This is a genomic window from Serratia sp. CY82433 (assembly GCF_052166535.1).
GTDB classification, from domain to species: Bacteria; Pseudomonadota; Gammaproteobacteria; order Enterobacterales; family Enterobacteriaceae; genus Serratia; species Serratia sarumanii.
In genome coordinates, this window is sequence record NZ_JBJNOR010000001.1 from 398,091 (window position 1) to 422,822 (window position 24,732).

The 24,732-nt window shown below is 63.5% G+C and carries 25 protein-coding genes; 13 read left to right on the plus strand and 12 right to left on the minus strand.

Features of this window, described 5'->3' with window-relative positions; all coding sequences use genetic code 11:
- Nucleotides 1–16 precede the first annotated feature (16 nt).
- Both ACJ8PI_RS02000 and ACJ8PI_RS02005 read left to right on the plus strand, forming a co-directional pair.
- Nucleotides 17–1,207, plus strand: coding sequence for a YjgN family protein (locus tag ACJ8PI_RS02000; RefSeq protein WP_033647495.1), 1,191 nt, complete (start codon nucleotides 17–19; stop codon nucleotides 1,205–1,207).
- A gap of 7 nt (nucleotides 1,208–1,214) precedes the next feature.
- Complete coding sequence (locus ACJ8PI_RS02005; protein WP_164134013.1) at nucleotides 1,215–2,249, plus strand: M48 family metallopeptidase; 1,035 nt, start codon at nucleotides 1,215–1,217, stop codon at nucleotides 2,247–2,249.
- A gap of 49 nt (nucleotides 2,250–2,298) precedes the next feature.
- Here the strand turns inward: ACJ8PI_RS02005 and gpmA are convergent, their stop codons facing one another.
- From gpmA to modE, 9 genes are all read right to left on the minus strand, one after another.
- Nucleotides 2,299–3,051 (minus strand): 2,3-diphosphoglycerate-dependent phosphoglycerate mutase, encoded by a 753-nt coding sequence (gene gpmA / locus ACJ8PI_RS02010; RefSeq protein WP_033647147.1) that lies wholly within the window; start codon nucleotides 3,049–3,051, stop codon nucleotides 2,299–2,301.
- A gap of 216 nt (nucleotides 3,052–3,267) precedes the next feature.
- Nucleotides 3,268–3,615 (minus strand): PsiF family protein, encoded by a 348-nt coding sequence (locus ACJ8PI_RS02015; protein WP_033637480.1) that lies wholly within the window; start codon nucleotides 3,613–3,615, stop codon nucleotides 3,268–3,270.
- 197 nt (nucleotides 3,616–3,812) lie between these two features.
- The gene (galM, locus tag ACJ8PI_RS02020; protein WP_049195926.1) at nucleotides 3,813–4,856 is read right to left on the minus strand and encodes a galactose-1-epimerase; all 1,044 of its coding nucleotides are present in this window, start codon (nucleotides 4,854–4,856) and stop codon (nucleotides 3,813–3,815) included.
- Nucleotides 4,850–6,001 (minus strand): galactokinase, encoded by a 1,152-nt coding sequence (galK, locus tag ACJ8PI_RS02025; RefSeq protein ID WP_164134014.1) that lies wholly within the window; start codon nucleotides 5,999–6,001, stop codon nucleotides 4,850–4,852. Before galK ends, galM begins: the two co-directional genes overlap by 7 nt.
- Complete coding sequence (galT, locus tag ACJ8PI_RS02030) at nucleotides 5,998–7,050, minus strand: galactose-1-phosphate uridylyltransferase (protein WP_033647144.1); 1,053 nt, start codon at nucleotides 7,048–7,050, stop codon at nucleotides 5,998–6,000. The genes galK and galT overlap by 4 nt, the downstream gene beginning before the upstream one ends.
- A 285-nt stretch (nucleotides 7,051–7,335) precedes the next feature.
- Nucleotides 7,336–8,154 carry a CPBP family intramembrane glutamic endopeptidase gene (locus ACJ8PI_RS02035; protein WP_047568848.1) on the minus strand — a complete coding sequence of 273 codons (819 nt, stop codon included), beginning with the start codon at nucleotides 8,152–8,154 and terminating at the stop codon, nucleotides 7,336–7,338.
- Between the two features lie 166 nt (nucleotides 8,155–8,320).
- Nucleotides 8,321–8,893: a cysteine hydrolase family protein gene (locus ACJ8PI_RS02040; protein ID WP_164134015.1), complete on the minus strand. Its 573-nt coding sequence runs from the start codon at nucleotides 8,891–8,893 to the stop codon at nucleotides 8,321–8,323.
- Nucleotides 8,894–8,988: 95 nt separating this feature from the next.
- Entirely contained in the window at nucleotides 8,989–10,476 is a 1,488-nt protein-coding gene (gene modF, locus ACJ8PI_RS02045) for a molybdate ABC transporter ATP-binding protein ModF (protein WP_164134016.1), read from the minus strand.
- A 90-nt stretch (nucleotides 10,477–10,566) separates the two neighbouring features.
- Complete coding sequence (gene modE, locus ACJ8PI_RS02050; protein ID WP_041033928.1) at nucleotides 10,567–11,358, minus strand: molybdenum-dependent transcriptional regulator; 792 nt, start codon at nucleotides 11,356–11,358, stop codon at nucleotides 10,567–10,569.
- Between the two features lie 188 nt (nucleotides 11,359–11,546).
- Between modE and ACJ8PI_RS02055 the strand changes: the two genes are divergently transcribed.
- The 9 genes from ACJ8PI_RS02055 (at nucleotide 11,547) to modC (ending at nucleotide 20,253) form a co-directional block, all read left to right on the plus strand.
- Nucleotides 11,547–13,709, plus strand: a complete 2,163-nt coding sequence (locus ACJ8PI_RS02055; RefSeq protein ID WP_164134017.1) for a TonB-dependent siderophore receptor — start codon at nucleotides 11,547–11,549, stop codon at nucleotides 13,707–13,709.
- Between the two features lie 4 nt (nucleotides 13,710–13,713).
- A complete protein-coding gene (locus tag ACJ8PI_RS02060; RefSeq protein WP_239509764.1) occupies nucleotides 13,714–14,703 on the plus strand; it encodes an ABC transporter substrate-binding protein in 990 nt (329 codons plus the stop codon).
- Nucleotide 14,704: 1 nt separating this feature from the next.
- The gene (locus ACJ8PI_RS02065) at nucleotides 14,705–15,460 is read left to right on the plus strand and encodes a class I SAM-dependent methyltransferase (protein ID WP_060421210.1); all 756 of its coding nucleotides are present in this window, start codon (nucleotides 14,705–14,707) and stop codon (nucleotides 15,458–15,460) included.
- Between the two features lies 1 nt (nucleotide 15,461).
- The gene (locus tag ACJ8PI_RS02070) at nucleotides 15,462–16,487 is read left to right on the plus strand and encodes a FecCD family ABC transporter permease (protein ID WP_033637492.1); all 1,026 of its coding nucleotides are present in this window, start codon (nucleotides 15,462–15,464) and stop codon (nucleotides 16,485–16,487) included.
- On the plus strand, nucleotides 16,484–17,272 hold the full coding sequence (locus ACJ8PI_RS02075) for an ABC transporter ATP-binding protein (protein ID WP_164134019.1): 789 nt from the start codon (nucleotides 16,484–16,486) through the stop codon (nucleotides 17,270–17,272). Before ACJ8PI_RS02070 ends, ACJ8PI_RS02075 begins: the two co-directional genes overlap by 4 nt.
- Nucleotides 17,273–17,417: 145 nt before the next feature.
- Nucleotides 17,418–17,567 (plus strand): AcrZ family multidrug efflux pump-associated protein, encoded by a 150-nt coding sequence (locus tag ACJ8PI_RS02080; RefSeq protein ID WP_004939813.1) that lies wholly within the window; start codon nucleotides 17,418–17,420, stop codon nucleotides 17,565–17,567.
- A gap of 158 nt (nucleotides 17,568–17,725) precedes the next feature.
- Nucleotides 17,726–18,499 (plus strand): molybdate ABC transporter substrate-binding protein, encoded by a 774-nt coding sequence (modA, locus tag ACJ8PI_RS02085; RefSeq protein ID WP_033647133.1) that lies wholly within the window; start codon nucleotides 17,726–17,728, stop codon nucleotides 18,497–18,499.
- Nucleotides 18,496–19,185: a molybdate ABC transporter permease subunit gene (modB, locus tag ACJ8PI_RS02090; protein ID WP_033653514.1), complete on the plus strand. Its 690-nt coding sequence runs from the start codon at nucleotides 18,496–18,498 to the stop codon at nucleotides 19,183–19,185. The genes modA and modB overlap by 4 nt, the downstream gene beginning before the upstream one ends.
- Complete coding sequence (gene modC, locus ACJ8PI_RS02095) at nucleotides 19,186–20,253, plus strand: molybdenum ABC transporter ATP-binding protein ModC (protein ID WP_033647131.1); 1,068 nt, start codon at nucleotides 19,186–19,188, stop codon at nucleotides 20,251–20,253.
- 31 nt (nucleotides 20,254–20,284) lie between these two features.
- On the opposite strand, the gene ACJ8PI_RS02100 is transcribed toward modC, so the two are convergent.
- A complete protein-coding gene (locus ACJ8PI_RS02100; protein WP_164134163.1) occupies nucleotides 20,285–21,103 on the minus strand; it encodes a pyridoxal phosphatase in 819 nt (272 codons plus the stop codon).
- A 178-nt stretch (nucleotides 21,104–21,281) separates the two neighbouring features.
- Here ACJ8PI_RS02100 and pgl point away from each other — a divergent pair, with 178 nt between their 5' ends.
- Nucleotides 21,282–22,277, plus strand: a complete 996-nt coding sequence (pgl, locus tag ACJ8PI_RS02105) for a 6-phosphogluconolactonase (protein ID WP_033637496.1) — start codon at nucleotides 21,282–21,284, stop codon at nucleotides 22,275–22,277.
- 67 nt (nucleotides 22,278–22,344) lie between these two features.
- On the opposite strand, the gene ACJ8PI_RS02110 is transcribed toward pgl, so the two are convergent.
- Nucleotides 22,345–22,827, minus strand: coding sequence for a kinase inhibitor (locus tag ACJ8PI_RS02110; protein ID WP_033637497.1), 483 nt, complete (start codon nucleotides 22,825–22,827; stop codon nucleotides 22,345–22,347).
- A 156-nt stretch (nucleotides 22,828–22,983) separates the two neighbouring features.
- Here ACJ8PI_RS02110 and ACJ8PI_RS02115 point away from each other — a divergent pair, with 156 nt between their 5' ends.
- Nucleotides 22,984–23,385 (plus strand): YkvA family protein, encoded by a 402-nt coding sequence (locus ACJ8PI_RS02115; protein WP_016928691.1) that lies wholly within the window; start codon nucleotides 22,984–22,986, stop codon nucleotides 23,383–23,385.
- Nucleotides 23,386–23,389: 4 nt separating this feature from the next.
- On the opposite strand, the gene bioA is transcribed toward ACJ8PI_RS02115, so the two are convergent.
- The gene (gene bioA / locus ACJ8PI_RS02120; RefSeq protein WP_164134020.1) at nucleotides 23,390–24,664 is read right to left on the minus strand and encodes an adenosylmethionine--8-amino-7-oxononanoate transaminase; all 1,275 of its coding nucleotides are present in this window, start codon (nucleotides 24,662–24,664) and stop codon (nucleotides 23,390–23,392) included.
- Nucleotides 24,665–24,732: the final 68 nt, after the last annotated feature.

The window sequence follows — 24,732 nt, forward strand, 5'->3', positions numbered from 1 at the left end:
TCAGGACGAAAGAATTATGACAAGCAATACCTCGCAGCCGCTGGGGCTGCACCGGATTAAATTCCATGGGAAAGGTGGCGAGTACTTCGCGATTTGGTTGGTTAACGCATTATTGACCATCGTGACGCTGGGCATCTATTCCGCCTGGGCGACGGTGCGCCGCCGCCGCTATTTTTACGGCAACACGGAATTGGACGGCGATCGTTTCGATTACCATGCGCAACCGCTGCAAATTCTGAAAGGGCGGCTGTTGGTGATCGGCGGCCTCATCGTATTTTATATCCTGTTGGCGGTAACGCCACTGCTGGGGCTGCTGGCTTTGCTGGTGTTGCTTGCCCTGCTGCCGTGGATCGTTATCCGCAGCTGGCGCTACAATGCGATTATGTCGAGCTATCGCGGCGTGCGTTTTAATTATGTTTGCCGCACCGGGCGCGCTTATTGGGCGTTACTGTTCTGCCCGCTATTGCTGATTATCGGGCTTTATGTCGCCTTAATCATTTTGCTCAGCATTGGCAGCGGTTTTGAAAGCATCAACGCCATCGGCCTGATGTTGGTGTTGACGCTGCTGTTGGCCGTGCCGGCATTCGCCGCCGTCAACGGTATTATTAGCGCGCTGCAGCACGATCTGTACGTTAATAACCTGTTTTTCGGGAATACGCCGTTTATTGCCGAGCTGAAAAAGTCGGCCTTTATCAAATTTGCCTTGATCGGCCTGCTCATTTTCCTGCCGTTTATGTTGGCGGCGCTGGTGTGTATGGGGTCGTTCATTCTGTCGCTGTACCAAATGGTATTGATGGGCATGCTGACGGATGAAACCGCCGATTTGCTGGTGTTGGAAAATATTGGCAGTCTGCTGCTGATGATGGTGGTGCTGCTGATTGGCGCCTTGATTGCCGGCAGCTATCAGGTCGTCGCCCAACGCAACTATCTGTTTAACCAGGCGACGCTGAACGGCAACGTTAAACTGCGCTCTTCCATGCAAACGCTGCCGTATATGGGGCTGTTGATCACCAATACCCTGATCACCCTGTTCTCGCTCGGTTTCGCCGTGCCGGTGGCGGAAGTGCGCCACGCCCGTTATCTGGCGGAGTGCACGGCGGTTGAAGGCGATCTGGCGTTGCTGGACATCGCGGCACATCAGGAAACCGCCAACAGCGCGGTGGCCGAAGAAGCGGTGCAGGCGCTGGATCTGGGCGGTAGCTTCTGAGGCGCCGATGATCCTCGAGGGCGCCTATCAGTTGCCGGGGCGGGCCGCACGTGAGGCGGCTCGCCTGCTGGTGAACGAAAGCGGCGAGGGTGTGACGCTGCAGCGGCAGGATGAGCAACGTTACATCCCCTTGGCCGACATTACCGTCTCTGCGGCGCTGGGCAATATCCCGCTGACGCTGACCTTCAAGGACGGCGCGCGCTTTGTGCCCGATGACGATGCGGCCTTCCGCCGCTGGTTCTATCAGCGCCGTTCGCCGGGCTGGGTGCATCGCCTGGAGCGCCACAAACGCGGCGTCGCCGTGGCGCTGCTGATGACGCTGCTGGCGGTCGTGGCCTACGTTAACGTCTTGCTGCCGTGGGCGAGCAGCGAGATCGCCATGCGCATCCCTACCTCGGTGGAACAGACGCTGGGCGAACATACGCAGACGTTTTTGAGCCAAAGCGGCTTTGAACCCTCCGCATTGCCGGCCGAGCGGCAGCAGGCGTTGCAGCAGCTGTTCCGGCAGGTGATGCCGACCGAGATGCGCCAGGAGCGTACGCCGCTGTCGTTGAAGCTGATGGCGGCGCCCGGTGCGCCGAACGCTTTTATGTTGCCGGACGGCACGCTGGTGCTCAGCGATGGGCTGGTCGCCCTGTCGAAAAACGACGATGCTCTGGCGGCGGTGATGCTGCATGAGATGGGGCATCACGCTCATCGCCACCCGATGCGCATGCTGGTGCGTTCGTCACTGGTGGCGTTGACGCTGATGTGGATGACCGGCGACGTCAGCGGCATCGGCGACACGCTGCTGCAGTCTGCGTCCTTCGTGAATGAGATGCAGTTTTCCCGCGGCATGGAGCGTGAGGCGGATGCGTTTGCGATAGCGGAAATGCAGCGCCAGGGGCGTTCGCTGGCGCAAATGGCGGCGATCTACCGCGCGTTGGCGCAGGCGCCTGAACGCGAAAAGGCCGATGACTGGGCGTTGCCGGCCTGGCTCAGTACCCATCCGGCGATGCAGGAACGGCTGGACGCGGTGAACGAGGCGATGGAGCAGCAGTAATAAAAAAGCCCCCGGTTTTTACCGGGGGCTTTTTCGTTAACGGGCGAAATTACTTCGCTTTACCCTGGTTTGCCACGGCGGCCGCTTTTGCAGCGATCTCGTCGGCGTTACCCAGGTAGTAACGTTTGATTGGCTTGAAGTTCTCGTCGAACTCATACACCAACGGCACGCCGGTTGGGATGTTCAGCTCGAGGATTTCGTCTTCGCTCAGGTTATCCAGGTATTTCACCAGCGCGCGCAGCGAGTTGCCGTGCGCCGCAACGATCACGCGCTCGCCGCTCTTGATGCGTGGCAGGATCTCTTCGTCCCAGTAAGGAATAACGCGATCGATGGTCAGCGCCAGGCTTTCGGTCAGCGGCAGCTCTTGCTCGGTCAGCGAAGCGTAGCGCGGATCGTGGCCAGGGTAACGTTCGTCTTCTTTGGTCAGTTCAGGTGGGGTCACCGCGAAGCCGCGACGCCATTGTTTCACCTGCTCGTCGCCGTATTTTTCGGCGGTTTCCGCTTTGTTCAGACCCTGCAGCGCGCCGTAGTGACGTTCGTTCAGCTTCCAGGATTTTTCGGTCGGCAACCAGGCCTGATCCAGCTCGTCGAGGATGTTCCACAGGGTGTGGATCGCGCGCTTCAGTACGGAGGTGTAAGCGAAGTCGAAAGTGAAACCTTCCTCTTTCAACAGCTTGCCTGCTGCTTTCGCTTCGGTGCGGCCCTTGTCGGACAGATCAACATCGTACCAACCGGTGAAGCGGTTTTCTTGGTTCCACTGGCTTTCGCCGTGACGCACCAGAACCAGCTTAGTTACAGCCATAGCTTAACTCCTTAATAATCTGACATTTCAATGATAACGAAAATCATTATATTGCCGCGGGCCGGGGCTCGGCAATCGATAGTGTCTAACCATAGCCAATTTCTTGCCGCAAAGTAAGGGCTGGCGAAAGGAAAAAGCTGAATCGTTCAGGCTGGCGCTGCGAGGGGGGAAACGGCGCGCCAAAATCGCTTCGAGCGCGCCGTGGCGTGGGGGAAATCAGGCCGATTTTTTCAGGCAGTTGCTCATGAAGGTTTTACGCGCGTCGCCCTTCAGATCTTTGGTCTTGGCGTCGGCGTTGCAGTTCTTCATTTTCTGCTGCTGCGGCGTCAGGGTTTTGCCCGTCGCGGCGGAGCCTTCGGATTTCAGACAGGTGCTCATGAAGGTGGAACGATCGGCGCCTTTCAGCGATTTGGTGGATGCCTGCTGGTTGCAGTCGGTCATGCGTTTCTGTTGAGCCGCCTGCGCCGGCGAAGGCGTTTTCGTCGCCGTCGTCGCGTCGGCCGCCATCAGATTGGTGCTCAGCATTAAGCCCGCCAGCAATGGAAGTGCAGTAATCAGACGCATAGGTGTTCCTTCAGCTATTGATTGGCCGCCATCGGCCGAAAAAGGTGACGTTGCACAAGGCGTTGTGCTTATCACGGTAGCCTGAGTGTAGTGCGCGCTTTGGAATAAGGGAAGGCGGGCGCCGATGGGGGGATAGCGTTAAAAGGTAAGCATTTATAACAAATTGCCCCCGGCCGCACTGCGAGGGGCGTGGCGGGTCAGATAGGATAAAACTGATAATGCGTGGCGCTGCGATAGCGGCTCCCCGGCTGCAGCCAGCAGTCCGGCTGCGGCCACTCGGGATGGTGCGGGCTGTCCGGCAAGAACTCGCTCTCCAGCGCCACGCCGGCATGGTCGGCGTAGCTGCCGCCATCGCGCGCCGGCGTGCCGGCCAGGTAATTGCCGCTGTAGAGTTGCAGCGCCGGCGCGTCGGTGAACACGCTCATTTGCACTTGCCCGTCGGCGGACCACAAATGAGCCGCCGGGCTCTCCAGCGCCCCACAGGTACGATGCAGCAGGAATGCGTGATCGTAGCCTTTTACCCGCTGCTGGTCGCTGTCGCGCAGGAAATCCTGCAGCAGCGTTTTCGGCTGGCGAAAATCCATGCCGCTGCCGTCCACCGGCGTCAGATCGGCGCAGGGAATGCCCTCGGCGTCGACGGGCAGATAGCGATCGGCGAACAGCTGCAGCCGCTGGGCGCGGGCGTCGGTGCCGGCACCGTCCAGATTGAAATAGGCGTGGTTGGTCAGGTTGACCGGGCAGGGGCGATCGACCTGCGCCAGATAGCTGATTTCCAGGCGATTGTCATGAGTCAGGCGGTAACAAACCTGCACGTCGAGATTGCCGGGAAAGCCCTGATCGCCCTCCGCCGAGTGCAGCGCATAGCAGACCTGTTGCGCATCATGCTGTACCCGGCGCCAGCGGCGGGCATGAAAACCGTCGGGGCCGCCGTGCAGCTGGTGGGCGCCCTGATTGGCGGCCAGCGCATGGGGTTTCCCGTCGATGAGCAGACTGGCGTTGGCGATGCGGTTGGCGTAACGGCCGACGGTGGCGCCCAGATAGGCGCCCTGACGCGGGTAGTCCGCCGGGCTGCGGCAGCCGAGCAGCAACTCGCGTCTTTCGCCGGATTTGAGCGGCAAGACGGCTGACAGCCAGGTGGCGCCCCAATCCATCAGCGTCACCGTCATGCCGCCGGCGTTTTGCAGCTGCGTCAGCTGATAAGGTTGCCCATCGGGGGCAACTGCCGTGGTTGCGGTCAGCATAGGCCGGCGCCTTGCGAAGCCTGGCAGACATAGAACGTTTCCTGTAATCCGCCGGTTTGCCGCGGATACTCGTGCGCCACGGCGGCACGCACCGTCTCCACGAGATCCTGCGGCATCAGCGCGACGACACAGCCGCCAAAGCCGCCGCCGGTCATGCGCACGCCGCCGCGCGGGCCGATCGCCGCTTTGACGATCTCGACCAGCTTATCGATCGGCGGCACGGTGATTTCAAAGTCGTCGCGCATCGAGGCGTGCGACTCCGCCATCAGCCGGCCCATGCGTTGCAGATCGCCGGCCGCCAGCGCGTCGGCCGCCGCCAGCGTGCGGGCATTCTCGCTGATGACATGGCGCGCGCGTTTGGCCACCAGCGGATCCAACTGATGTTGACGCGCTTCGAACTCTTCTGGGCTGACGTCGCGCAGCGCCTTGACGCCGAAGAACCGCGCCGCGTCTTCACACTGTTTGCGGCGGGTGTTGTATTCGCTGTCCACCAGCCCGCGTTGCACATTGGAGTTGACGATCACCACCGCGACGTTGTCCGGCATCGGTACCGCACGGGTCTCCAGCGATCGGCAGTCGATCAGCAGCGCGCTGTCGCGCCGGCCGAGCGCGGAGATCAGCTGGTCCATGATGCCGCAGTTGCAGCCGACGAACTGGTTCTCCGCTTCCTGGCCGTTCAGCGCCAGCGCTACGCCGTCCAGCGGCAGCTGATAGAGCGCCTGCAGCGCCTGGCCCACCGCCACTTCCAGCGCGGCGGAGGAGCTGAGCCCCGCGCCCTGCGGCACATTGCCGGCGATCACCAGATCCGCGCCGCCGAAGTCGGCGTTGCGGCGCTGAAGGTGCTTCACCACGCCGCGCACATAGTCCGACCAGCGCTGATCGGGGTGGCTGACGATCGGATCGTCGAGCGAGAATTGATCCTGCTGATGCTGATAATCGGCGGCCAGCACGCGGATCTGGCGGTCGTCGCGCTTGGCGCAGGCGATGACGGTTTGGTAATCGATGGCGCAGGGCAGCACGAAGCCGTCGTTGTAATCGGTATGTTCGCCGATCAGGTTCACCCGCCCCGGCGCCTGGATGGTCAACGCCGGCGCGTAGCCAAAGTGTTCGGTAAACAGAGAATGGGTAAGCGGTTTCAGGCTCATGCTTGGGCTCCGGCTTCACGGTAATGAATATCGCTGACGGCGCGCAGACGCTCTGCGGCCTGTTCGGCGGTCAGATCGCGCTGGGCTTCCGCCAGCATCTCGTAACCGACCATAAATTTGCGCACGCTGGCTGAACGCAGCAGCGGCGGGTAGAAATGGGCGTGCAGCTGCCAGTGTCGGTTGTCGGCGCCGTTGAACGGCGCGCCGTGCCATCCCATCGAATAGGGGAAGGAGCACTGGAACAGGTTGTCGTAGCGGCTGGTCAGCTTCTTCAGCGCCAGCGCCAGATCCTGGCTTTGCGCCGCGCTGAGATCGGTAATGCGCTGCACCGCCGCTTTCGGCAGCAGCAGCGTTTCAAACGGCCAGGCGGCCCAGTAGGGCACCACCGCCAGCCAGTGTTCGGTGTTCACCACGATGCGTTCGCCGGCGGCCAGCTCGCGCTGCGCATAGTCCAGCAGCAGCGGGGAGGCGTGTTCCCGAAAATACGCGTGCTGCAGGCGATCTTCGCGTTCGGCCTCGTTCGGCAGAAAACTGTTGGCCCAGACCTGCCCGTGCGGGTGCGGGTTGGAGCAGCCCATCGCCGCGCCTTTGTTTTCGAACAGCTGTACCCAGGGATAGTGCTTGCCCAGCTCATCGGTTTGCGCCTGCCAGGCGGCGATCACCTGCTCCAGCGCCGGCAGCGTCAGTTCGGGCAGGGTCTTGCTGTGATCGGGAGAGAAGCAGATCACCCGGCTGACGCCGCGCGCGCTCTGGCTGCGCATCAGCGGATCCTGGCTGTCGGGCGCCGGCGGCGTATCGCTCAGCAGCGCGGCGAAATCATTGGCGAAGACGTAGGTGCCGCGATAATCCGGATTGCGATCGCCGGTGATGCGCGCGTTGCCCGGGCACAGGAAACAGTCGGGATCGTGCGCCGGCAGCGTTTCCGTCGGGACGGCCTCCTGCTGGCCCTGCCAGGGGCGCTTGGCGCGGTGCGGTGAGACCAGCACCCACTGGCCGCTCAGCGGGTTATAGCGGCGGTGCGGATGATCGATAGGGTTAAATTCTGTCATACGGTTCCTTTCTTGGCGTCGACGAGGGTGTAATCGCTTCCAATTACCGTCTTAATACGCCCGTTGCTGAACAGGGATAGGTCATTGCGCAAAAAGATAGCACGCTCGCGGCGCTAAAAAGGTGATCTAACGCGAAAAATGGAATCGTTTACACTGTAATGAAAAGCGCCTGATGGGCGGAGAAAAGCCGGTGGCAACGTGATTGAGGGCATTGCGGTGCGCTACCGATGATAGCGTTTTCACCCGACCTGCCGGCAGAGAAGGGCTCTCTGCCGGCGTCAGCCGTTAAGGATGCTGATACAGCGGGTAGGTAAAGAACAGCAGATGGGTCAGATTAAGCCCGAAATGGAACAGAATCGGCACCCACAGGCGGCCGCTCCACATCCACGCCAGGCCGTAGATCACCCCGGCCAGCGTCGCGAAGATTACCATCAGCATGCCGCCGGCCAAATGCGCGGCGCCGAACACCAGAGAAGCGACGATCAGCGCCGGCCAGGCGCCCAGCCACTGGCTGAGGCGCTGCTGCAGGTAGCCGCGAAACAGCGCTTCTTCGGCCATACAGACGAAGAACAGGTTCGCCATCACGAAAGGCAGGATCCAGGCGGGCGCATGCAGCTCGATTTTTAAGCCGCCCAGCGCCACGGCCAGCAGCAGCAGCGCCGGCACGGCCAGCAGCAGCGCAATCCAGCCCGCTTTGCCGACGTTGCCGCCGCGTTCAGCGGAAAACAGCGTGGGCAAGCAGGCGAACAGCAGGAAGGGCACCATCGCCTTGTCGAAGTTGTAATACATGGTGAACGGCGCGCTGAGCGGGCCGGCTTTTTCACCGTCGATCATCAGCTGATTGTGGATGCCCGGCACCAGGTGCAAGAACAGCGCGATGCAGCCGGCGACCACCAACCCTTCGAACGCGATCGCCAGACTACGCCGCTCGCGAAAATGGTGACGTAGCCCCGCCAGCGCCACGATGGCCAACAGGCAACCCAGGCTGAGCGGCGTCAATACCCCATGATAAAGCCCCATGCCCGCCGAGGCGGCCAGGATAACCCAGGCTATCAGCCGGTTAAACGGTAAGAAAAATAACGAAGCAGCCAGTACGCCCCACATGATATGTCCCTTTAAAATATGTACACGGCGCTCAGCGCCTTTGCGGCGTGCGATGATGGCGAAATTGAGCGCTAGAGCGGATAGTAGCACACCAAGATGACGCTAAAGGTCGGGGCAGTGACGCATCCGTGCAGGGTGCCGGCCCACACGACCGGCGGTATTGAGGTCAGCCTTGCATCCAGGCCTGCGAACGGGCGATTTCCGCCAGGTTTTGCAGGGTGTCCAGACTCTGCTGGTGGAGCTCCTGCGTGGGGGCTCCACACAGATCGTGCAGCACGGTCACCTGGAAGCCGGCGTCGTGCGCCTGACGCGCGGTGCTCTCGATGGCGAGCGGCGTGCTGACGCCCGCCAGCAGCAGATGATGGCACCGATGTTGCCGCAACCAGGCTAACAAATTGTTACCGGAGAAGGCGCTCACCGCCGTTTTATCAAACTGCAGATCGGTCTCCTCCTGATGCAGATCGGGCGCCCAGCGGCAGCCCGGGCCGTTTAGCCGCAGCGCGCCTATCTGTTTCAAATGGTTGAACAGCGGTGAGTGGAGCGGGATGTCATGATAATCGTCGGCAAATCCCGTCCGCACCCAAATCACCGGGATTTTTCGCACCCGGGCGTAGGCCGCGGCGGCATTGACGTTGGCGAGCAGGTGGCTTGCCGTCACCTGTTCGTGGCAGTGATTGGCACGCCCTTTGGGCCCGATCAGATCCTCGATCAGGTCGATGATAATCAACGCAGCGGACATGGCGTCTCCAGAAAATGGCCTTCTTTCTTTCTATGATAAAAGGCCAAATGTGATGTGCTGCGGTGAAGTGTTGCCGGATATGTTTACGCCGCGCTTCAGGTGGAGATCGGCTCCAGCCGTTGCTGTTGGTAGCCGTAGCCGCCCTCGCCGTCGGGCACGAAGCTGAGGCGGTGTGTGATGCACTGCGGCGCATCTTCGGCATGGTGCGAGACGAACAGCAGCTGGGTGGCGCCCTGGCCGATCAGCACGTCGATGAAGCGGCGCACCAGCTGGCGATTGAGCGGATCCAACCCTTGCAGCGGCTCGTCGAGGATCAGCAGCGCCGGGTGTTTCACCAGCGCGCGGGCGATCAGCGCCAGCCGCTGTTGGCCCCAGGAAAGGCTGTGGAACGGGGCGTCACCGCGCGCGCCGTCGAGCCCGAGCAGCGCCAGCCATTGCTCGGTGAGCTGCCGCTGACGATCCGAAACCGCCTGATAAATGCCGATCGAATCGAAGAACCCCGACAGCACCACGTTGCGCACGCTGGTGTTGACGCGATAATCCAGATGCAGGCTGCTGCTGACGTAGCCGATATGGCGCTTGATCTCCCAAATGGTTTCCCCGCTGCCGCGGCGGCGGCCGAACAGCGTCAGATCGTTGCTGTAGCCCTGCGGGTGATCGCCGGTGATCAAGCTGAGCAGCGTGGATTTGCCGGCGCCGTTCGGGCCGACGATCTGCCAATGTTCACCGGGGTTAACCTGCCAGTCGAGATGATTGAGGATCGGCCGATCGTTATAGCTGACTACGCCGTCGCGCAGGACGATCAGCGGCCGATCCGCCGGCAGCGCCACCTTTTGCGTTGGATCCTCCTCCTCCGGCAGCGCCAGCCCGCTGAGGTTTTCGCTGTGCGCCAGCTGCGCCACCAGCGCGTCCGCCATCACCTGGCGGCGCGGCCCGCGGTTGGTCAGGGTACAGTCCGCCAGTACGCCCACCTGCCGGACAAAATCCGGGATGTCGTCGAACCGGTTGAGCACCAGCACCACGGTCTGGCCCTGGGCGGAAAGCTCGCTCAGCAGCGTGGCGAGCTGCGCGCGCGAGTGCACGTCCAGCCCGTCGAAGGGTTCGTCGAGGATCAGCAGGTCAGGCTCGGGCATCAGCGCCCGGCACAGCAGGGTTTTGCGCGTTTCGCCGGTGGAGAGGTATTTGAAGCGACGCGTCAGCAGGGCGGTGATGCCGAACTGCGCGGCCAGCCGCTCACAGCGCGCGGCGTCTTGCACCTCTTCCTGAATGATTTCCGCCGCGGTGCGGCCGGTGTCGTCCTCGTCCGCGCTGAGCAGATCGGTGTTGTTGCGTTGCCACTCGTCGCTGACCATTTTTTGCAGCTGTTCGAAGGAGATGCGCACCGCGTGCTGAAAGTCGCTGCGGCGCTCACCGCTCAGCAGAACCAGTTCGTCGGCCAGCGCGCGCGCCAGGGCGGATTTGCCGCTGCCGTTGGCGCCGACGAAGGCCCAGCTGTCGCCGGCCTGGATTTCCAGCGCGTCCAGCGTCAGGGTGCGGGTATCGCTTAAGCGGAATAAACCTTGCGAAATGTGCAACGACGACATCACCTGTTCCTTTTTTTGCAATTATTTGCCTTAGGAATAGGCGCATTGCAGGGTGATGTCAATCAACAAAAACGCAACGTTACGTTGCGCTTAACACAACGTGGCGACAATCACGCGATCGGCGTTGAACAGGGCGTGTACGGCGGTGCCGACGCTCAGCTGCAGGCGCTGCAGCTCCGCCGTCGTCAGTGTGGCGCACAGGGTTTCGCCGCCCGCCAGCGTCACCAGCACCTCGCTGTGTTCGGCGCCCGGCTGAATGCCGGCCACCACGCCCGCCAGCGCGTTATCCGCGCCGGCATGCTCCGCGGTATCGACGCTTAACCGCACCCAGGGCGCCTTGATCAGCGCCAGCACCTCTTTGCCCGGAGTCAGCTGCAGCCGGTCGGCGCTTTGCTGGGTAACGGCCGCCGTCAGGCGAGTGGTGCCGTCATTCAACAAAATCGCCAGGTGCTGCTGCACCTGCTGATGATCGCGTTCGATGACGGTACCGAAGAACTGATTGCGCGCGCTGGTTTGCAGCGAGAAGCGCGAGATGGCCGCCAGCAGGCTGTCGAGCGGCAGATCGTCCTGCTGCAACACGTCGAAAGCTTTTTGCTGCACCTGGCCCAGCAGGTCATACAGCTGGATCAACCGCTGGCCATAGTGCGTCAGCTGTGCGCCGCCGCCGCCTTTACCGCCGGTGGCGCGTTCCACCACCGTTTGTTCCGCCAACTGGTTCATCTCATTGATGGCGTCCCAGGCGCTTTTGTAGCTGATGCCCGCCAGTTTGGCGCCCTGGCTGATGGAGCCGGTGTGCTGCACCTGTTTCAGCAGCGCGATGCGGCGCGGATCGGCGAACAGCTTTTGCTGGAGTTTGAGAGTCAGAAGAATTTCGGCCTGCATAGCGCATCCTGTCGGCGGCAAAAATCTTATTGTCGCCGATTTGGCGGCAAAGCGCCAAGCGCAGTGCGCTGGAGGGCGGGGCAATAAAGACTGGCATCGCTTTGATGTTATAATATAACATAACAGAAAAACGATAAGGCTTTACGCTGGCTGCGGCCGGTTTTTATTTCACCACAGGGATGCTTCACATGAGTACGACACGCCGGCGTCTTGTCACGCCCAGAAAATCGTTATGCCTTGCCGCCGCCTGGGTCGGCGGCGCACTGACGGCGCCGCTGGCTTTCGCCGCCGACTGCGATAAAGCCCGCAATGCCACGGGATGCGAAGAACAGCTCACCGTGGAGGCGGCGGCCCCCGCCGGGCGCTACGATGCGTTGAGCGCCGTGAGCCGCAGCGCTTCGCAGCTTGGGCTGACCGCTCGGGAGACGCCGCGCAGCGTCGATATCATCAGCGCAAGAGCGATTCAACAGCGGGGCGATCGCTCGCTGGCCGCCGCCGTCGAGCACGCCACTGGCCTGTCCGGCGTCGCTTCGCCGACGCTGTCCAACAACTTTTCCGCGCGCGGTTTCCGGCCGATCGCCTGGCTGTATAACGGCGTGGAGATGCCCGGCAGCACGCTGCAGCTGGGCGATCCGGCGCATTACGACAGCATCGAGATACTGCGCGGGCCGGGATCGGCCCTGAACGGCCTGAGCGCCGCGGGCGGCAGCGTCAACCTGATCTCGCGGCGGCCGACCTTCAGCCGCCAGCCGTTCGAGCTCGATTATGGCTTCGGCAGCTACCGCAGCCAGCGTCTGCATCTGGGGGCCGGCGGCGCGCTGGTGGACGATGCGGTGGCGTACCGGTTGGATGTCAGCGGCAACGACAGCGGCAGCAACGTGCAGTACGAACGCGATCGGCAGAAGCGGGTTTCCGGCTCGCTGCTGTTTAAGCTGACGGACGATGCGCTGTTGACGCTGAGCCTGGACCGCATGCTCAACCGCACCAACAACCCTTACTACGGCACGCCGCTGCTGGACGGGCGCATTGCCGGCGAGCTGCGCGACATCAATTACAACAACCTGACCGACAGCCGCATCCAGAGCAACGCCACCGCATTTCAGGCTAGTCTGGACTGGTTTATGACGCCCGAAGTGGAGTGGCATAACCAATTCTATTACTACAGCGGCTTTCGCGAGTGGCGCAACGTCGAACGCTTTCGCGTCGCGGCGGCGGCCCGGCCCGGCGACGTCAACCGCGACTCCTTCGGCGCCCTGGCGCACGACGACGATCTGATCGGCAACCGCAGTTCGCTGGTGTTCGATCGCGCCATCGCCGGTTTCGATAACCGGTTGCTGGTCGGCCTCGATCTGAGCAAGCGGCATTTTCAGTACTACTCCAACGGCTTCCCCGGATCCGAAGACGTGCCGCTTGGCGCGCCGCCCCGAGAGCCGTTCGCCCAGGGAACCGACCGCCAACGCGCGCCGGTGCGCCACGTTACCCAGAACCAGTATGCCGCCTTTCTTGAAGATCGCTTCAGCCTGACCGAGCGTTTAGCGCTGCTGGGCCAGCTGCGCTACAACCATATGAACATGGACTGGCGCTTCCAGGGGCCGCAGGAAGAGAGTCGCGCGCACACCTACGTTTTCAGCACCTGGAGCCTGGGCCCCAGCTATGCATTGACCGATAACCTCACGCTCTACGCCAACTACACCACCGGCCAGGAGCCGGGCAACGATCTGTTCTTCCTCAGCCCAACGCAGACCGATCTGCCGCTGACGCGAGCGCGCCAGTGGGAGGCCGGCGCCAAAGGGCAGTTCTGGGGTAACAAAGGCGAGGCGACGCTGGCGCTGTACGAACTGCGCAAGGACAACCTGTTTGTGCCCGACGCGCAGCGGCCGGATGCGTTGAACGCGGTAGGCAGGCAGACGTCGCGCGGCATCGAGCTTGGCGTGGTGCTGCGTCCCGACGAGCGCTGGGAGCTGGCCGGCAACGCCGCCTACACGCATGCCCGCTACGACGACTATCGCGGCGGTAGCCCGCTGCGCAGCTACAACGGCAATCGCCCGGCCTATATCCCGGACTGGACCGCCAACCTCAGCGTGCATTATCAGGCGACGGAGCGCCTGGGGCTGGCTTCTTCGCTGCGCTACGTCGGCAGCAGTTACAACGACGACGCCAACCGGCGCAAGATGCGCGCGTATACCACGCTCGATCTGGCGGCGGACTATCAGCTGACGCCGATCGTCGATGTCGGTTTTCGCATTCGCAACGCCACCAACCAGCTGTACGCCTACCAGCGCACTTACCCGGATCAGGCGCTGATCGCGCCGCCGCGCAGTTATGAAACCTTCGTGTCGGTCAGGTTCTGACGGCGTGAAACGCTGGCTTGCTCTGCTGTTGTGCGCCCTGGGATTGGGCGGCGGCGCGCCGCTGCGCGCCGATGCCGTCAGCCTGCAAAATTGCGGGGTAACGCACGATTACCCGCAGCCGCCGCAGCGGGTGCTGGTTTACGCCAACCCGGCGCTGGAAAACCTGCTGGCGCTGGGGCTGGCCGCCCGCGCGATCGGCGTGGTCGGGTATGACCGCGCGCGCGATCCCGCGCCGACGGACGATGCGCTGCAGGCGCCCACCAGCCCGGCGCCGCCCACGGCGGAAGCGTTGCTGCTGATGCGGCCGGATTTTGTCTATTCGGCCAGCTATTACTGGCTGCACAGCCCGGAAACGCCCGATCGGGCGCGGCTGGCAGAATGGGGCATCGGCACTTATCTCTCACCCGGCGCCTGCTGCGGCCAGCAAAGCGCGATCGCCGCCGCGCTGACGTTTGAAGACATTTTCACCGAGCTGCGGGAGCTGGCGCGCATTTTCAACGTCAGCCGCGCCGGTGAAGCGCTGGTCGAACGGCTGCGCGGGCAGCTGAGGGCGCTCGAACCACAGCGTGCTCAGCTGCCGCATTTGCGTCTGCTGTGGTGGTATGCCGGCGCGCAAACGCCCTATGTGGCGGGCTGCTGCGGCGCGCCAGGTTTGCTGAGCCGCAGCGTCGGCAGCGAGAACCTGTTCGGCGATCGGCCCGAGCTGTGGCCGACGGTGTCCTGGGAAATCATCGCCGCCCGCGATCCGGATGCGATCGTGCTTGGCGATCTGCCGCGTGGCGGCCTCGGCGACAGCGCGGCGGACAAGATCGCCTTTCTGGAGCATCACCCGCTGACCGCGACGCTGCGCGCCGTGCGTCAGCGGCGCTACGTGGTCCTCCCCGGTTACGACATGGACCCTTCCGCCCGCACCGTGGCGGCGCTGGGCCGTTTGATTCGGGGCCTGGCGGCCTTGCCGCCGCAGGCGCCGACTTTTTCCAACAAGGAACCTTGATATGACTGCCGTTTCATTCTCTTCGCTGCTGGACTCCTGGGATCGCCAGCAGGCGGCCTACATCGCCGAACGGGAAGCGCGTTTTAACGCCCAGCTGGACGTGCTCGCGCTGGCCGCCGGTCAGAATTTTCACGTGGTGGATCTGGCTTGCGGCCCGGGCTCGCTGAGCCTGCGCATTTTGCAGCGCTTTCCGCAGGCCAGGGTGACCGCCATCGATCTCGATCCGCTGCTGCTGGCGGTGGCGCGCGGCGCGCTGGCGGCGTACGGCGATCGGATCCGCATTCTGCAGGCCGATCTGGCGGATCCGGCCTGTTTTTCCGCGCTGTCCGGCCCCGCGCCGCAGGCGGCGGTGTCCAGCACGGCGCTGCACTGGCTGATGCCCGAGCAGCAGCTGGCGCTGTACCGCAACGTCGCCGGGCTGCTGGCCGACGGCGGCGTGTTCCTGAACGCCGATCATCAGCGCTATGACCAGCGCCAGCCGCGGCTGAAAGCGTTGGCGGAGCGGCACGACGAGCAGACCCAACAGCGCGCCTGGGACAACGGCGTTGAGGATTGGGATCGCTGGTTTGCGGGCGCGCTGCAATCGCCGGCGTTGGCCGCTTATCAGGCCGAGCGTGAAGCGCTGTTCGCCGGCCGCCCGGTGCCGCCGCCGACGCCGGTGGATTTCCAGCTCGCGGCCCTCAGGCAGGCCGGTTTCAGCGAGGCGGGGACGGTGTGGCAGCTGTTGGACGACTATGTGATCGCAGGCTGGAAATAGCATGATCCGGCGGTTACTGCCCGGCCGTGAGGCCGGCTGGCTGCTGTTGCTGGCGGCGGCGCTGCCGCTGGCCCTGCTGGGCGCCACCCTGTCGGGGCCCGCGCCGATCGCGTGGCACGACGCCTGGCGCATCGTGCTTGGCGTCAGCGGCAGCGCGGCGACCGATGCCGATGTGTATCAGCGCATCATCTGGTCGCTGCGGATGCCGCGCGCGCTGTTGGCGGCGCTGGCCGGCGCCGGATTGGCGTTGGCGGGCACCGTGCTGCAGTCGCTGACCCGCAACCCGCTGGCCGATCCCTGGGTGCTGGGCATCTCCTCCGGCGCCGGCGTGGGGGCGGTAACGGTATTGGTATTGGGACTGGGGGGCGGCCTGTTGTCGGTGTCCGGCGGTGCGTTTATCGGCGCGTTGGGGGCGTTTGCGTTGGTGATGCTGCTGGCCGGGCGTTCGCTGCAGGGGGAGTCCACGCTGTTTATCCTGGCCGGGGTGGCGGTGACGCAGCTGCTCTCCGCGCTGACTTCGCTGATCACCCTCTGGCAGGCGGACGCCAACGCCACGCGCGGCGTGATGTTCTGGCTGCTGGGATCGTTCAGCGACGCGCGCTGGCCGCAGGTCGGGCTGTGCGGGTTGGCGCTGGCGGCGGCGCTGCTGCTGTGTTGGCTGCGGGCGGGTGAGCTGGACGCGCTGGCGTTCGGCGGCGTGACCGCCGCTTCGCTGGGGGTGGCGGTGGCTCCGCTGAAGCTGCTGCTGTATGTGGTGACCACCGCGCTGACGGCGGCGATCGTCGCGTTCAGCGGCGCGGTGGGATTTATCGGGCTGACGGTGCCGCATGTCGCCCGGCGGCTGGTCGGCTCGCGGCATCGGCTGCTGTTGCCGGCCAGCGCGCTGTGCGGTGCGCTGTTCGCCGTGGCGGCGGACACCCTGGCCAGAACGCTGTTTGCTCCGCGCGAGCTGCCGGTCGGCGTGCTGACGGCGCTGCTGGGGGTGCCGGTATTCCTGCTGTTGCTGTATCGGAAGGTCAATGCATGACGATTGAAAAAGCGCGATCCGGCCTGTGCGCCGAGGCGGTGAGCTGGCGAGCGGGCGAACGCACGGTGCTGGAAAATCTGGATTTCTGCGCCTTGCCCGGTGAGATCACCGGCGTGCTCGGCGTCAACGGCAGCGGTAAATCCACGTTGCTCAAGCTGCTGGCCGGGTTGCAGCCCGCCGCCGGGGGCCGCGTTTGGCTGGCAGGGCGCCAAATTACCGCGTTTTCCGGGCGGGAGCGCGCCAGGCGCATCGCCTTTCTCGAGCAATCCGCCCCCGGCGCCTTCGCGCTGCCGGTGAAGGAGGCGGTGCTGCTGGGGCGCCTGGCCCATATCGGCCGCTGGCGCGGTTTCGGCCCTGAAGATCGCCGCCTCGCCGGGCAGGCGATGGAGCAAGTGGGCATCAGCCACCTGGCCGATCGCGATTGGCAGCGGCTGTCCGGCGGTGAACAACAGCGGGTGCATCTGGCGCGCGCTCTGGCGCAGCAGACGCCGTGGCTGCTGCTGGATGAGCCCGCCAACCATCTGGATATCGCCCATCAGCAGCAGTTTATGGCCTTGCTGCGGCGGCTGAAACTCAGCGTGGTGGTGACGCTGCACGATCTGAATCTGGCCGCCTGTTATTGCGATCGGGTGGCGCTGCTGCAGCAGGGCGGGATCTGTGCGGCGGGCACGCCGCGGCAGGCGCTGACGCCGGAGAACATTCGCGCGGTGTACGGGGTGGAAGCCCGGCTGGCGGCGCCCGCCGGCTATGCGCCACCGCTGATCTACTATCCTGCGGCGGGATGAGCCGGTGGAAAGGGCACGTTTGGCCGATCACAATTTCGCCCTGCTGGCTAAAATAACTCCGGTTTTAGCGATTTTTTTGGGTTAGAATAACCCGATATGCGGTGAAAGGCATTTGCCGCTCAATGGGCAGTTAAGCGAGGCTATCATGTTGGAATTATTGAAAAGTCTGTTGTTTGCCGTGGTCATGGTGCCGGTGGTCATGGCGCTGATCCTCGGCCTGATCTACGGTTTTGGCGAAGTGTTCAACGTCTTCTCCAAAGTGGGCCGTTCGAAAGAAAACCGCACCCAGCACTGACCGTTCCCCATCCCGATACCCGCCGGCATCGCCCGGCGGGCATTCCTCAAGTTATCTCACGCTTTGCCGATAAACCGCATGACAAGCTTTCGCGCAACGTTATATTATTTTTTATATAACGAAGAGTGATAATGCACGTTAACTTGCGGAGAAAAACAATGAAACAGCAATGGACCAAATGGGTTGGCGGGATCGTGTTGGCATCGGGCCTGGTGGCACAGGCTTCGGCGGCGGAAAAGATCACCGTGTTCGCCGCCGCGTCGTTGACCAACGCGCTGCAGGACATCGCCACCCAGTATCAAAAAGGCAAGGACGTGCAGGTGGTTTCCTCCTTCGCGTCGTCCTCGACGCTGGCGCGCCAAATTGAGCAGGGCGCCCCGGCCGATCTGTTCATCTCCGCCGATCAACAGTGGATGGATTACGCCATCGACAAACAGCAGATGGTGAAAGACACCCGCTATACGCTGCTGGGCAACGAACTGGTGCTGATCGCCGCCAAGAGCGATAAGCAAGACAAGATCGCCATCGACAAGCAGACCGACTGGGCCAAGCTGCTCAACGGCGGCCGTCTGGCGGTGGGCGATCCGGATCACGTGCCGGCCGGCATCTACGCCAAAGAGGCGCTGGAACACCTGGGCGCCTGGAGCGCGCTGGAGCCGAAACTGGCGCGCGCCAACAACGTGCGCAGCGCGATGGCGCTGGTGGAGCGCGGTGAAGCACCGCTCGGCATCGTCTACGGCTCCGACGCGGTCGCCAGCGACAAGGTGAAAGTGGTGGGCGTGTTCCCGGAAGACAGCCACAAACCGGTTGAATATCCGATGGCGATGGTGAAAGATCGTCAAAATCCGACGGTCAGCGCTTTCTATACCTATCTGAAGGGCCCGGAAGCGGCCGCTATTTTCGAACATTATGGATTCACCCCGCGTAAATGATTCTGAGTGAGTACGAGTGGCAGGCGGTTGAGCTGAGCCTGAAAGTCTCCGGTTTGGCGGTGGTCTGCAGCCTGCCGTTCGGCATTCTGATGGCCTGGGTGTTGGTGCGTTGCCGCTTTCCCGGCAAGGCGCTGCTGGACGGCGTCATTCATCTGCCGCTGGTGCTGCCGCCGGTGGTGGTCGGCTATTTGCTGCTGATCGCCATGGGGCGGCGCGGCGTCATCGGCGAGTGGCTGTACGACTGGTTCGGCTTCAGCTTTAGCTTTAGCTGGCGCGGCGCCGCGCTGGCATCGGCGGTGGTGGCGTTTCCATTGATGGTGCGCGCCATTCGGCTGGCGCTGGAGGCGGTAGATACCCGGCTGGAGCAGGCGGCGCGCACGCTGGGCGCCAACCCGTGGCGGGTGTTTTTCACCGTCACGCTGCCGCTGTCGCTGCCCGGCGTCATTGTCGGCGTGGTGCTAGCCTTCGCCCGCTCGCTGGGGGAGTTCGGCGCCACCATCACCTTTGTCTCCAACATTCCCGGTGAAACCCGCACCATTCCGCTGGCGATGTATACGCTGATCGAAACGCCGGGGGCGGAAGCCGCCGCCGCGCGGCTGTGCGCGATCGCCATCGTGCTGTCGCTGGCTTCGCTGATGGTGTCCGAATGGCTGGCCCGCTGGGGCCGCAAACGGATGGGGGTGTAAATGCTGGAGCTGGATTTCTCGCAGCAGCTGGGCGACCTTAATCTCAACGTCCGCGCCGATTTGCCGGCGCAGGGCATCACCGCGATTTTCGGCCTGTCCGGCGCGGGCAAAACTTCCCTGATCAACGCCATCGGCGGCCTGACCCGTTTGCAGCAGGGGCGAATCGCGCTCAATGGCCGCACGCTGGTGGATACCGCCGCGGGCCTTTGCCTGCCGCCGGAAAAGCGCCGTATCGGCTACGTGTTTCAGGATGCGCGGCTGTTCCCGCACTATCGGGTGCGCGGCAACCTGCAATACGGCATGGCGGCCGGCATGCGCGCGCAGTTCAACACCATCGTCGAGCTGCTGGGCATCGGGCCGCTGCTCAATCGGCTGCCGCTGACGCTCTCCGGCGGTGAAAAACAGCGGGTGGCGATCGGCCGCGCGCTGCTGACCGCGCCGGAACTGCTGCTGATGGACGAGCCGCTGGCCTCGCTCGATCTGCCGCGCAAACGCGAGCTGCTGCCGTATCTGGAGCGGCTGGCGCAGGACGTCAACATCCCCATCCTCTACGTCAGCCATAGCCTGGACGAGATCCTGCGCCTGGCCGAGCAGGTGATGGTGTTGGATCGCGGCGAGGTGCGCGCGTTCGGCGGGCTGGAAGCCGTTTGGGCCAGCAGCGCGCTGCGGCCGTGGCTGCAGCGTGAAGATCAGAGCAGCGTGCTGCGCGTCAGCGTGATTGAGCATCATCAGCGCTATGCCATGACCGCGCTGGCGCTCGGCGATCAAAGGCTGTGGGTCAGCGGCATCGACGCCGAACTGGGCACCCAGCTGCGCATTCGCATCAACGCCGCCGATGTCTCGCTGGTGCTGCAACCGCCGGTCAACAGCAGCATTCGCAACGTGTTGCCGGCCAAGGTAAGCGAGAGTCTGGACGTGGACGGGCAGGTGGAAGTGAAGCTGGCGGTCGGGGAACACGTGCTGTGGGCGCGGATCACGCCCTGGGCGCGCGATGAACTGGCGATCCGCCCTGGGCAGTGGCTGTACGCGCAGGTGAAGAGCGTGTCTATCAGCCGCGAGAGCCGCTAAGACAGACCCTCCCGGCGGGAGGGCGAAAAAACTAGAGTACGCGGGTGCGGATCACCTCGGCGATGCCCGGCTGCAGGTTATCGGCGATCACCAGATCGGCGCGTTCCTTGATCGCGTCATCGGCGTTGCCCATCGCCACGCCCAATCCGACCGCTTCCAGCATGCTGATGTCGTTGTAGTTGTCGCCGAACGCCACCACCTGATCCATGCTCAGCCCCTGCGACTCCACCCATTGGCGCAGGCGCTTGCCTTTGCTGTTGCCGCCTTTGGCGATATCCACCTGATCGTGCCAGGACCATTCGCACGCCAGCCCCAGCTCTTTCTCCACCGTGTCGGCAAACTCGCGCAGCGCCGGAATATCGGCGTGCGAGGTGGCGAATTTCCAGATCGCCTGCGCGTCGTCGGCCGCCTGCGCCAGGCTGCCGACCTGCAGCAGCGTCGGGCGCTGCGCCGCCGGCAGGGTTTCGGCCCAGGCCAGCGAGCGGATCACGTGGCCGCTCGGCTCCTGATACAGCATGGCGTCGTCGACGTACATCAGCCCGTGAATGTCGGTCTGTTTGAGCATCTGCAGCACCTGCCTGGCCTGATCTTTCGCCAGCGGATCGGCCGCCAACACCTTCTTCTGCTGAAAATCATACAGATAGGTGCCGTTGCAGCAGATGGCCGGGGTATCTATCTGCAGCGCCTGGTAGAACGGATGGATAGCGACGTGGTGGCGGCCGGTGACCACCACCACCTGGATGCCGGCGGCGCGCGCCAGCGCCAGCGCTTCCAGCGATTGCGGTAAGATGCGTTTTTGGTTGTCCAGCAGGGTGCCGTCAAGATCGAGGGCGATGACGCGGTAGCTCATAGGGTTCTCGTTATCGTTAGCCATAAAATTAATCCGATGGTACACCGGATAGCCAACGGAGAAAACCGCGTGAGCTTCCGGTGCTAAGCGGGGTTGCCATGCGACGGATGTGCGGTAAGCTAGGGGCAATCGAACGGCCTGAAACCGGTTCCTCTTTTACCCTTTGCAAGGAGAACACATGAAGCAAATCGTTTATGTCGCCAGCCCGGAGAGCCAGCAGATCCACGTTTGGCAGTTGGATGACGCCGGCGCGCTGGCGCTGCTGCAAACCGTTGACGTGCCGGGCCAGGTGCAGCCGATGACCCTTCATCCGGACAAGACCCACCTGTACGTCGGCGTGCGTCCGGCGTTCGGCATCGTCAGCTACCGCATCGAGGCGGACGGCACGCTGCAGCAGGCCGGCATGGCGCCGCTGCCGGGCAGCCCGACCCATATTTCCACCGATTTGCAGGGGCGCTACCTGTTCTCCGCCTCCTACAGCGGCAACTGCGCCAGCATCAGCCCGATCGGCCACGACGGCGTGGTGACGGCGCCTATTCAGCAGATCGACGGCCTGACCGCGCCGCACTCGGCGAACATCGATCCGACCAACCAGCTGGTGCTGGTGCCTTGCCTGAAAGAAGACCGCATCCGCCTGTTCAACCTGAGCCTGGCGGGCCAGCTGACGCCGCACGCGCAGGAAGCGGTGGCGACCGCCGCCGGCGCCGGCCCGCGTCATATGGCGTTCCACCACAACGACAAGTTCGCCTACTGCGTCAATGAGCTGGACGGCACGGTGGACGTGCTGGCCATCTCGGAAAACGGCGGCAAATACACCGTCACGCAGACGCTGGACATCATGCCGGCCGACTTCGACGGCACCCGCTGGGCGGCGGACATCCATATCACGCCGAACGGCCGCTTCCTGTACACCAGCGACCGCACCGCCAGCATTCTGACCATCTTCAGCGTTTCCGCAGACGGCGGCACGCTGAGCGTGGTCGGCTATCATCCGACCGAAGCGCAGCCGCGCGGTTTCAACATCGATCACAGCGGCCGTTTCGTGATTTCGTCCGGCCAGAAATCCGATCACATCGCGGTGCATGAAATTGACCAGGCCAGCGGTAAGCTGACCACGCTGGCGCGCTATCCGGTGGGCAAAGGCCCGATGTGGGTGAGCGTGCTGGCGAAGTAATTCGGCGGTCAGACGAGTATGGAAAAAGCGCGATTCGGTGGAATAGCGCTTTTTTATTGGCGGGGGATCAGTTGAACGTCACCGTCAGCGTGGCGCTGCCGAGGCTGTGGAAATGGACGTTAAAGCCCACCAGCGCGCCGCTGGAACCCTCATCCACCTCGATGCGCTCCACGTCCAGCGCATGCACGGTGAACTGGTAGCGGTGGCTTTCGCCACTCGGCGGCGCCGCGCCGCCGTAGCCGGCTGAGCCGAAGTCGGTGCGGGTCTGCAGCGCGCCGGCGGGCAGCGGGGCTTTGCCGGAGCCCGCGCCCTGCGGCAGCTCGCGCACGTCGGCGGGAATGTTGGCCACGATCCAGTGCCACCAGCCTGAGCCGGTCGGGGCATCGGGATCGTAAACGGCGATCACGAAGCTTTTGGTGCCGGCCGGCACGCCGTCCCAGGCCAGGTGGGGCGACAGGTTATCGCCGTGATAGCCCATGCCGTTGAAAACCTGCTGCTGCGGCAGTTTGCCGCCGTCCTGCAGATCGTTGCTGTACAAACGAAAAGCCATAGTGACTCCCAGTTGTCGGTAAACGCGAACCCTTAAGCTAGATCGTTTCGTCGTGACAATACAAGCGGGATTGCCATTCGCCAACGGCGGCGCGGATCGGTTACCATGGCCGCATCTTCCTTCCTACAGACCGCCGGATAGCCAAACAACGCCACCATGATCTCACTGAAAAAACGCACGCCGTGGTTCGGCTGGCTGCGCCGTTGGGCCAAAGGCATCAAGCGCGATATTTACGCGCTGTGGCTGGCCGCCCGTGATAAGCGCACCCCGTGGTACGCCAAACTGATCGCGCTGCTGGTGGCCGGCTATGCGATCTCGCCGATCGATCTGATCCCGGACTTCATTCCGGTGCTGGGCTATCTGGACGACGTGATTATCGTACCGTTGGGCATCATGCTGGCGGTGCGCCTGATCCCCAAGCCGCTGATGGCCGAGCTGCGCGAGAAGGCGCAAAAGCGCGTCGATAACCCCACCGGCCGCATGGCGGCGGTGATGATCATTTTACTCTGGCTGCTGTGTCTGGGATTGCTGGCCCGCTATCTGGACCAGCATTGGTAAGCCATTAACGCGCGGCGGCGGCCACGGCGGCGGTCAGGCGGCTGAGCTGTTCCGCTTCGATGATGTAAGGCGGCATCAGGTAAATCAGCTTGCCGAACGGCCGGATCCACACCCCGCGTTCGACGAACCCGCGCTGCAGCTCGGCGACGTTCACCGGTTCGCGCATCTCCACCACCCCAATCGCGCCCAGCACCCGCACGTCCGCCACCTTCGGCAGCGCCGCGAGCGGCAGCAGCTCCTGCTTCAGCTGGGCTTCGATGGCGCTCACCTGCGCCTGCCAGCGATTTTCCGCCAGCAGCGCCAGGCTGGCGTCCGCCACCGCGCAGGCCAGCGGGTTGCCCATAAAGGTTGGGCCGTGCATAAAGCAGCCGGCCGCGCCGTTGCTGATGGTCTCCGCCACGTGACGGGTGGTCAGGGTGGCGGACAGCGTCATGTAGCCGCCGGTCAGCGCCTTGCCCAGGCAGAGAATGTCCGGCACCACCTGTGCGTGCTCGCAGGCGAACAGCTTGCCGGTGCGGCCGAAGCCGGTGGCGATCTCGTCGGCGATCAGCAGCACCTGATGGCGATCGCACAGCTCGCGCACCCGCTTGAGGTAGCTTGGGTGGTAGATGCGCATGCCGCCGGCGCCTTGCACCACCGGTTCCAGGATCACCGCCGCCACTTCACCGGCGTGCTGCTCCAGCAGCGCGGCGAACGGCGCGATGTCCTCTTCACGCCATTCTTCGTCGAAGCGGCACTGCGGCGCGGTGGCGAACAGGTGCGGCGCCAGATAGCCCTGATAGAGGCTGTGCATCGAGTTGTCCGGATCGCAGACCGACATCGCGCCGAAGGTATCGCCGTGATAGCCGTGGCGCAGCGTCAGGATGCGCTGCCGCCGCTCGCCGCGCGCCTGCCAATACTGTAGCGCCATCTTCAGCGACACTTCCACCGCCACCGAACCGGAATCCGCCAGGAACACGCACTGCAGCGCTTCCGGCGTCATCTCCACCAGCCGACGGCACAGCGAGATGGCGGACGGATGGGTAATACCGCCGAACATCACGTGCGACATCTTCTCCAACTGCTGGCTGGCGGCCTGATTCAGGCGAGGATGGTTGTAACCGTGGATCGCCGCCCACCAGGAGGACATGCCGTCCACCAGACGCCGGCCGTCCGCCAGCTGCAGCTCGACGCCGCTGGCCGACTCGATCGGGTAACAGGGTAACGGGCGGCTCATGGAGGTGTAGGGGTGCCAGATATGACGTTGGTCAAACACCAGGTCGGAAGCGGTGACAGACATACTTGTAAACCAAATTGAATTAAGATTGGTTGACAGTATATCCACAATATTTAAACTGGCGACACTTT

Excerpts from the sequence above, each read along its gene's own strand:
- ACJ8PI_RS02065 (WP_060421210.1), top strand. The coding sequence starts at position 14,705 with ATGACTGCCGTTTCATTCTCTTCGCTGCTGGACTCCTGGGATCGCCAG.
- ACJ8PI_RS02035 (WP_047568848.1), bottom strand. The coding sequence starts at position 8,154 with ATGTGGGGCGTACTGGCTGCTTCGTTATTTTTCTTACCGTTTAACCGG.
- galK (WP_164134014.1), bottom strand. The coding sequence starts at position 6,001 with ATGAGCCTGAAACCGCTTACCCATTCTCTGTTTACCGAACACTTTGGC.
- ACJ8PI_RS02075 (WP_164134019.1), top strand. The coding sequence starts at position 16,484 with ATGACGATTGAAAAAGCGCGATCCGGCCTGTGCGCCGAGGCGGTGAGC.
- ACJ8PI_RS02005 (WP_164134013.1), top strand. The coding sequence starts at position 1,215 with ATGATCCTCGAGGGCGCCTATCAGTTGCCGGGGCGGGCCGCACGTGAG.
- ACJ8PI_RS02040 (WP_164134015.1), bottom strand. The coding sequence starts at position 8,893 with ATGTCCGCTGCGTTGATTATCATCGACCTGATCGAGGATCTGATCGGG.
- ACJ8PI_RS02080 (WP_004939813.1), top strand. The coding sequence starts at position 17,418 with ATGTTGGAATTATTGAAAAGTCTGTTGTTTGCCGTGGTCATGGTGCCG.
- bioA (WP_164134020.1), bottom strand. The coding sequence starts at position 24,664 with ATGTCTGTCACCGCTTCCGACCTGGTGTTTGACCAACGTCATATCTGG.
- ACJ8PI_RS02055 (WP_164134017.1), top strand. The coding sequence starts at position 11,547 with ATGAGTACGACACGCCGGCGTCTTGTCACGCCCAGAAAATCGTTATGC.
- ACJ8PI_RS02100 (WP_164134163.1), bottom strand. The coding sequence starts at position 21,103 with ATGAGCTACCGCGTCATCGCCCTCGATCTTGACGGCACCCTGCTGGAC.
- modF (WP_164134016.1), bottom strand. The coding sequence starts at position 10,476 with ATGTCGTCGTTGCACATTTCGCAAGGTTTATTCCGCTTAAGCGATACC.
- ACJ8PI_RS02015 (WP_033637480.1), bottom strand. The coding sequence starts at position 3,615 with ATGCGTCTGATTACTGCACTTCCATTGCTGGCGGGCTTAATGCTGAGC.
- galT (WP_033647144.1), bottom strand. The coding sequence starts at position 7,050 with ATGACAGAATTTAACCCTATCGATCATCCGCACCGCCGCTATAACCCG.
- modA (WP_033647133.1), top strand. The coding sequence starts at position 17,726 with ATGAAACAGCAATGGACCAAATGGGTTGGCGGGATCGTGTTGGCATCG.
- modE (WP_041033928.1), bottom strand. The coding sequence starts at position 11,358 with ATGCAGGCCGAAATTCTTCTGACTCTCAAACTCCAGCAAAAGCTGTTC.
- ACJ8PI_RS02070 (WP_033637492.1), top strand. The coding sequence starts at position 15,462 with ATGATCCGGCGGTTACTGCCCGGCCGTGAGGCCGGCTGGCTGCTGTTG.
- modB (WP_033653514.1), top strand. The coding sequence starts at position 18,496 with ATGATTCTGAGTGAGTACGAGTGGCAGGCGGTTGAGCTGAGCCTGAAA.
- ACJ8PI_RS02000 (WP_033647495.1), top strand. The coding sequence starts at position 17 with ATGACAAGCAATACCTCGCAGCCGCTGGGGCTGCACCGGATTAAATTC.
- galM (WP_049195926.1), bottom strand. The coding sequence starts at position 4,856 with ATGCTGACCGCAACCACGGCAGTTGCCCCCGATGGGCAACCTTATCAG.
- gpmA (WP_033647147.1), bottom strand. The coding sequence starts at position 3,051 with ATGGCTGTAACTAAGCTGGTTCTGGTGCGTCACGGCGAAAGCCAGTGG.
- ACJ8PI_RS02110 (WP_033637497.1), bottom strand. The coding sequence starts at position 22,827 with ATGGCTTTTCGTTTGTACAGCAACGATCTGCAGGACGGCGGCAAACTG.
- ACJ8PI_RS02115 (WP_016928691.1), top strand. The coding sequence starts at position 22,984 with ATGATCTCACTGAAAAAACGCACGCCGTGGTTCGGCTGGCTGCGCCGT.
- pgl (WP_033637496.1), top strand. The coding sequence starts at position 21,282 with ATGAAGCAAATCGTTTATGTCGCCAGCCCGGAGAGCCAGCAGATCCAC.
- modC (WP_033647131.1), top strand. The coding sequence starts at position 19,186 with ATGCTGGAGCTGGATTTCTCGCAGCAGCTGGGCGACCTTAATCTCAAC.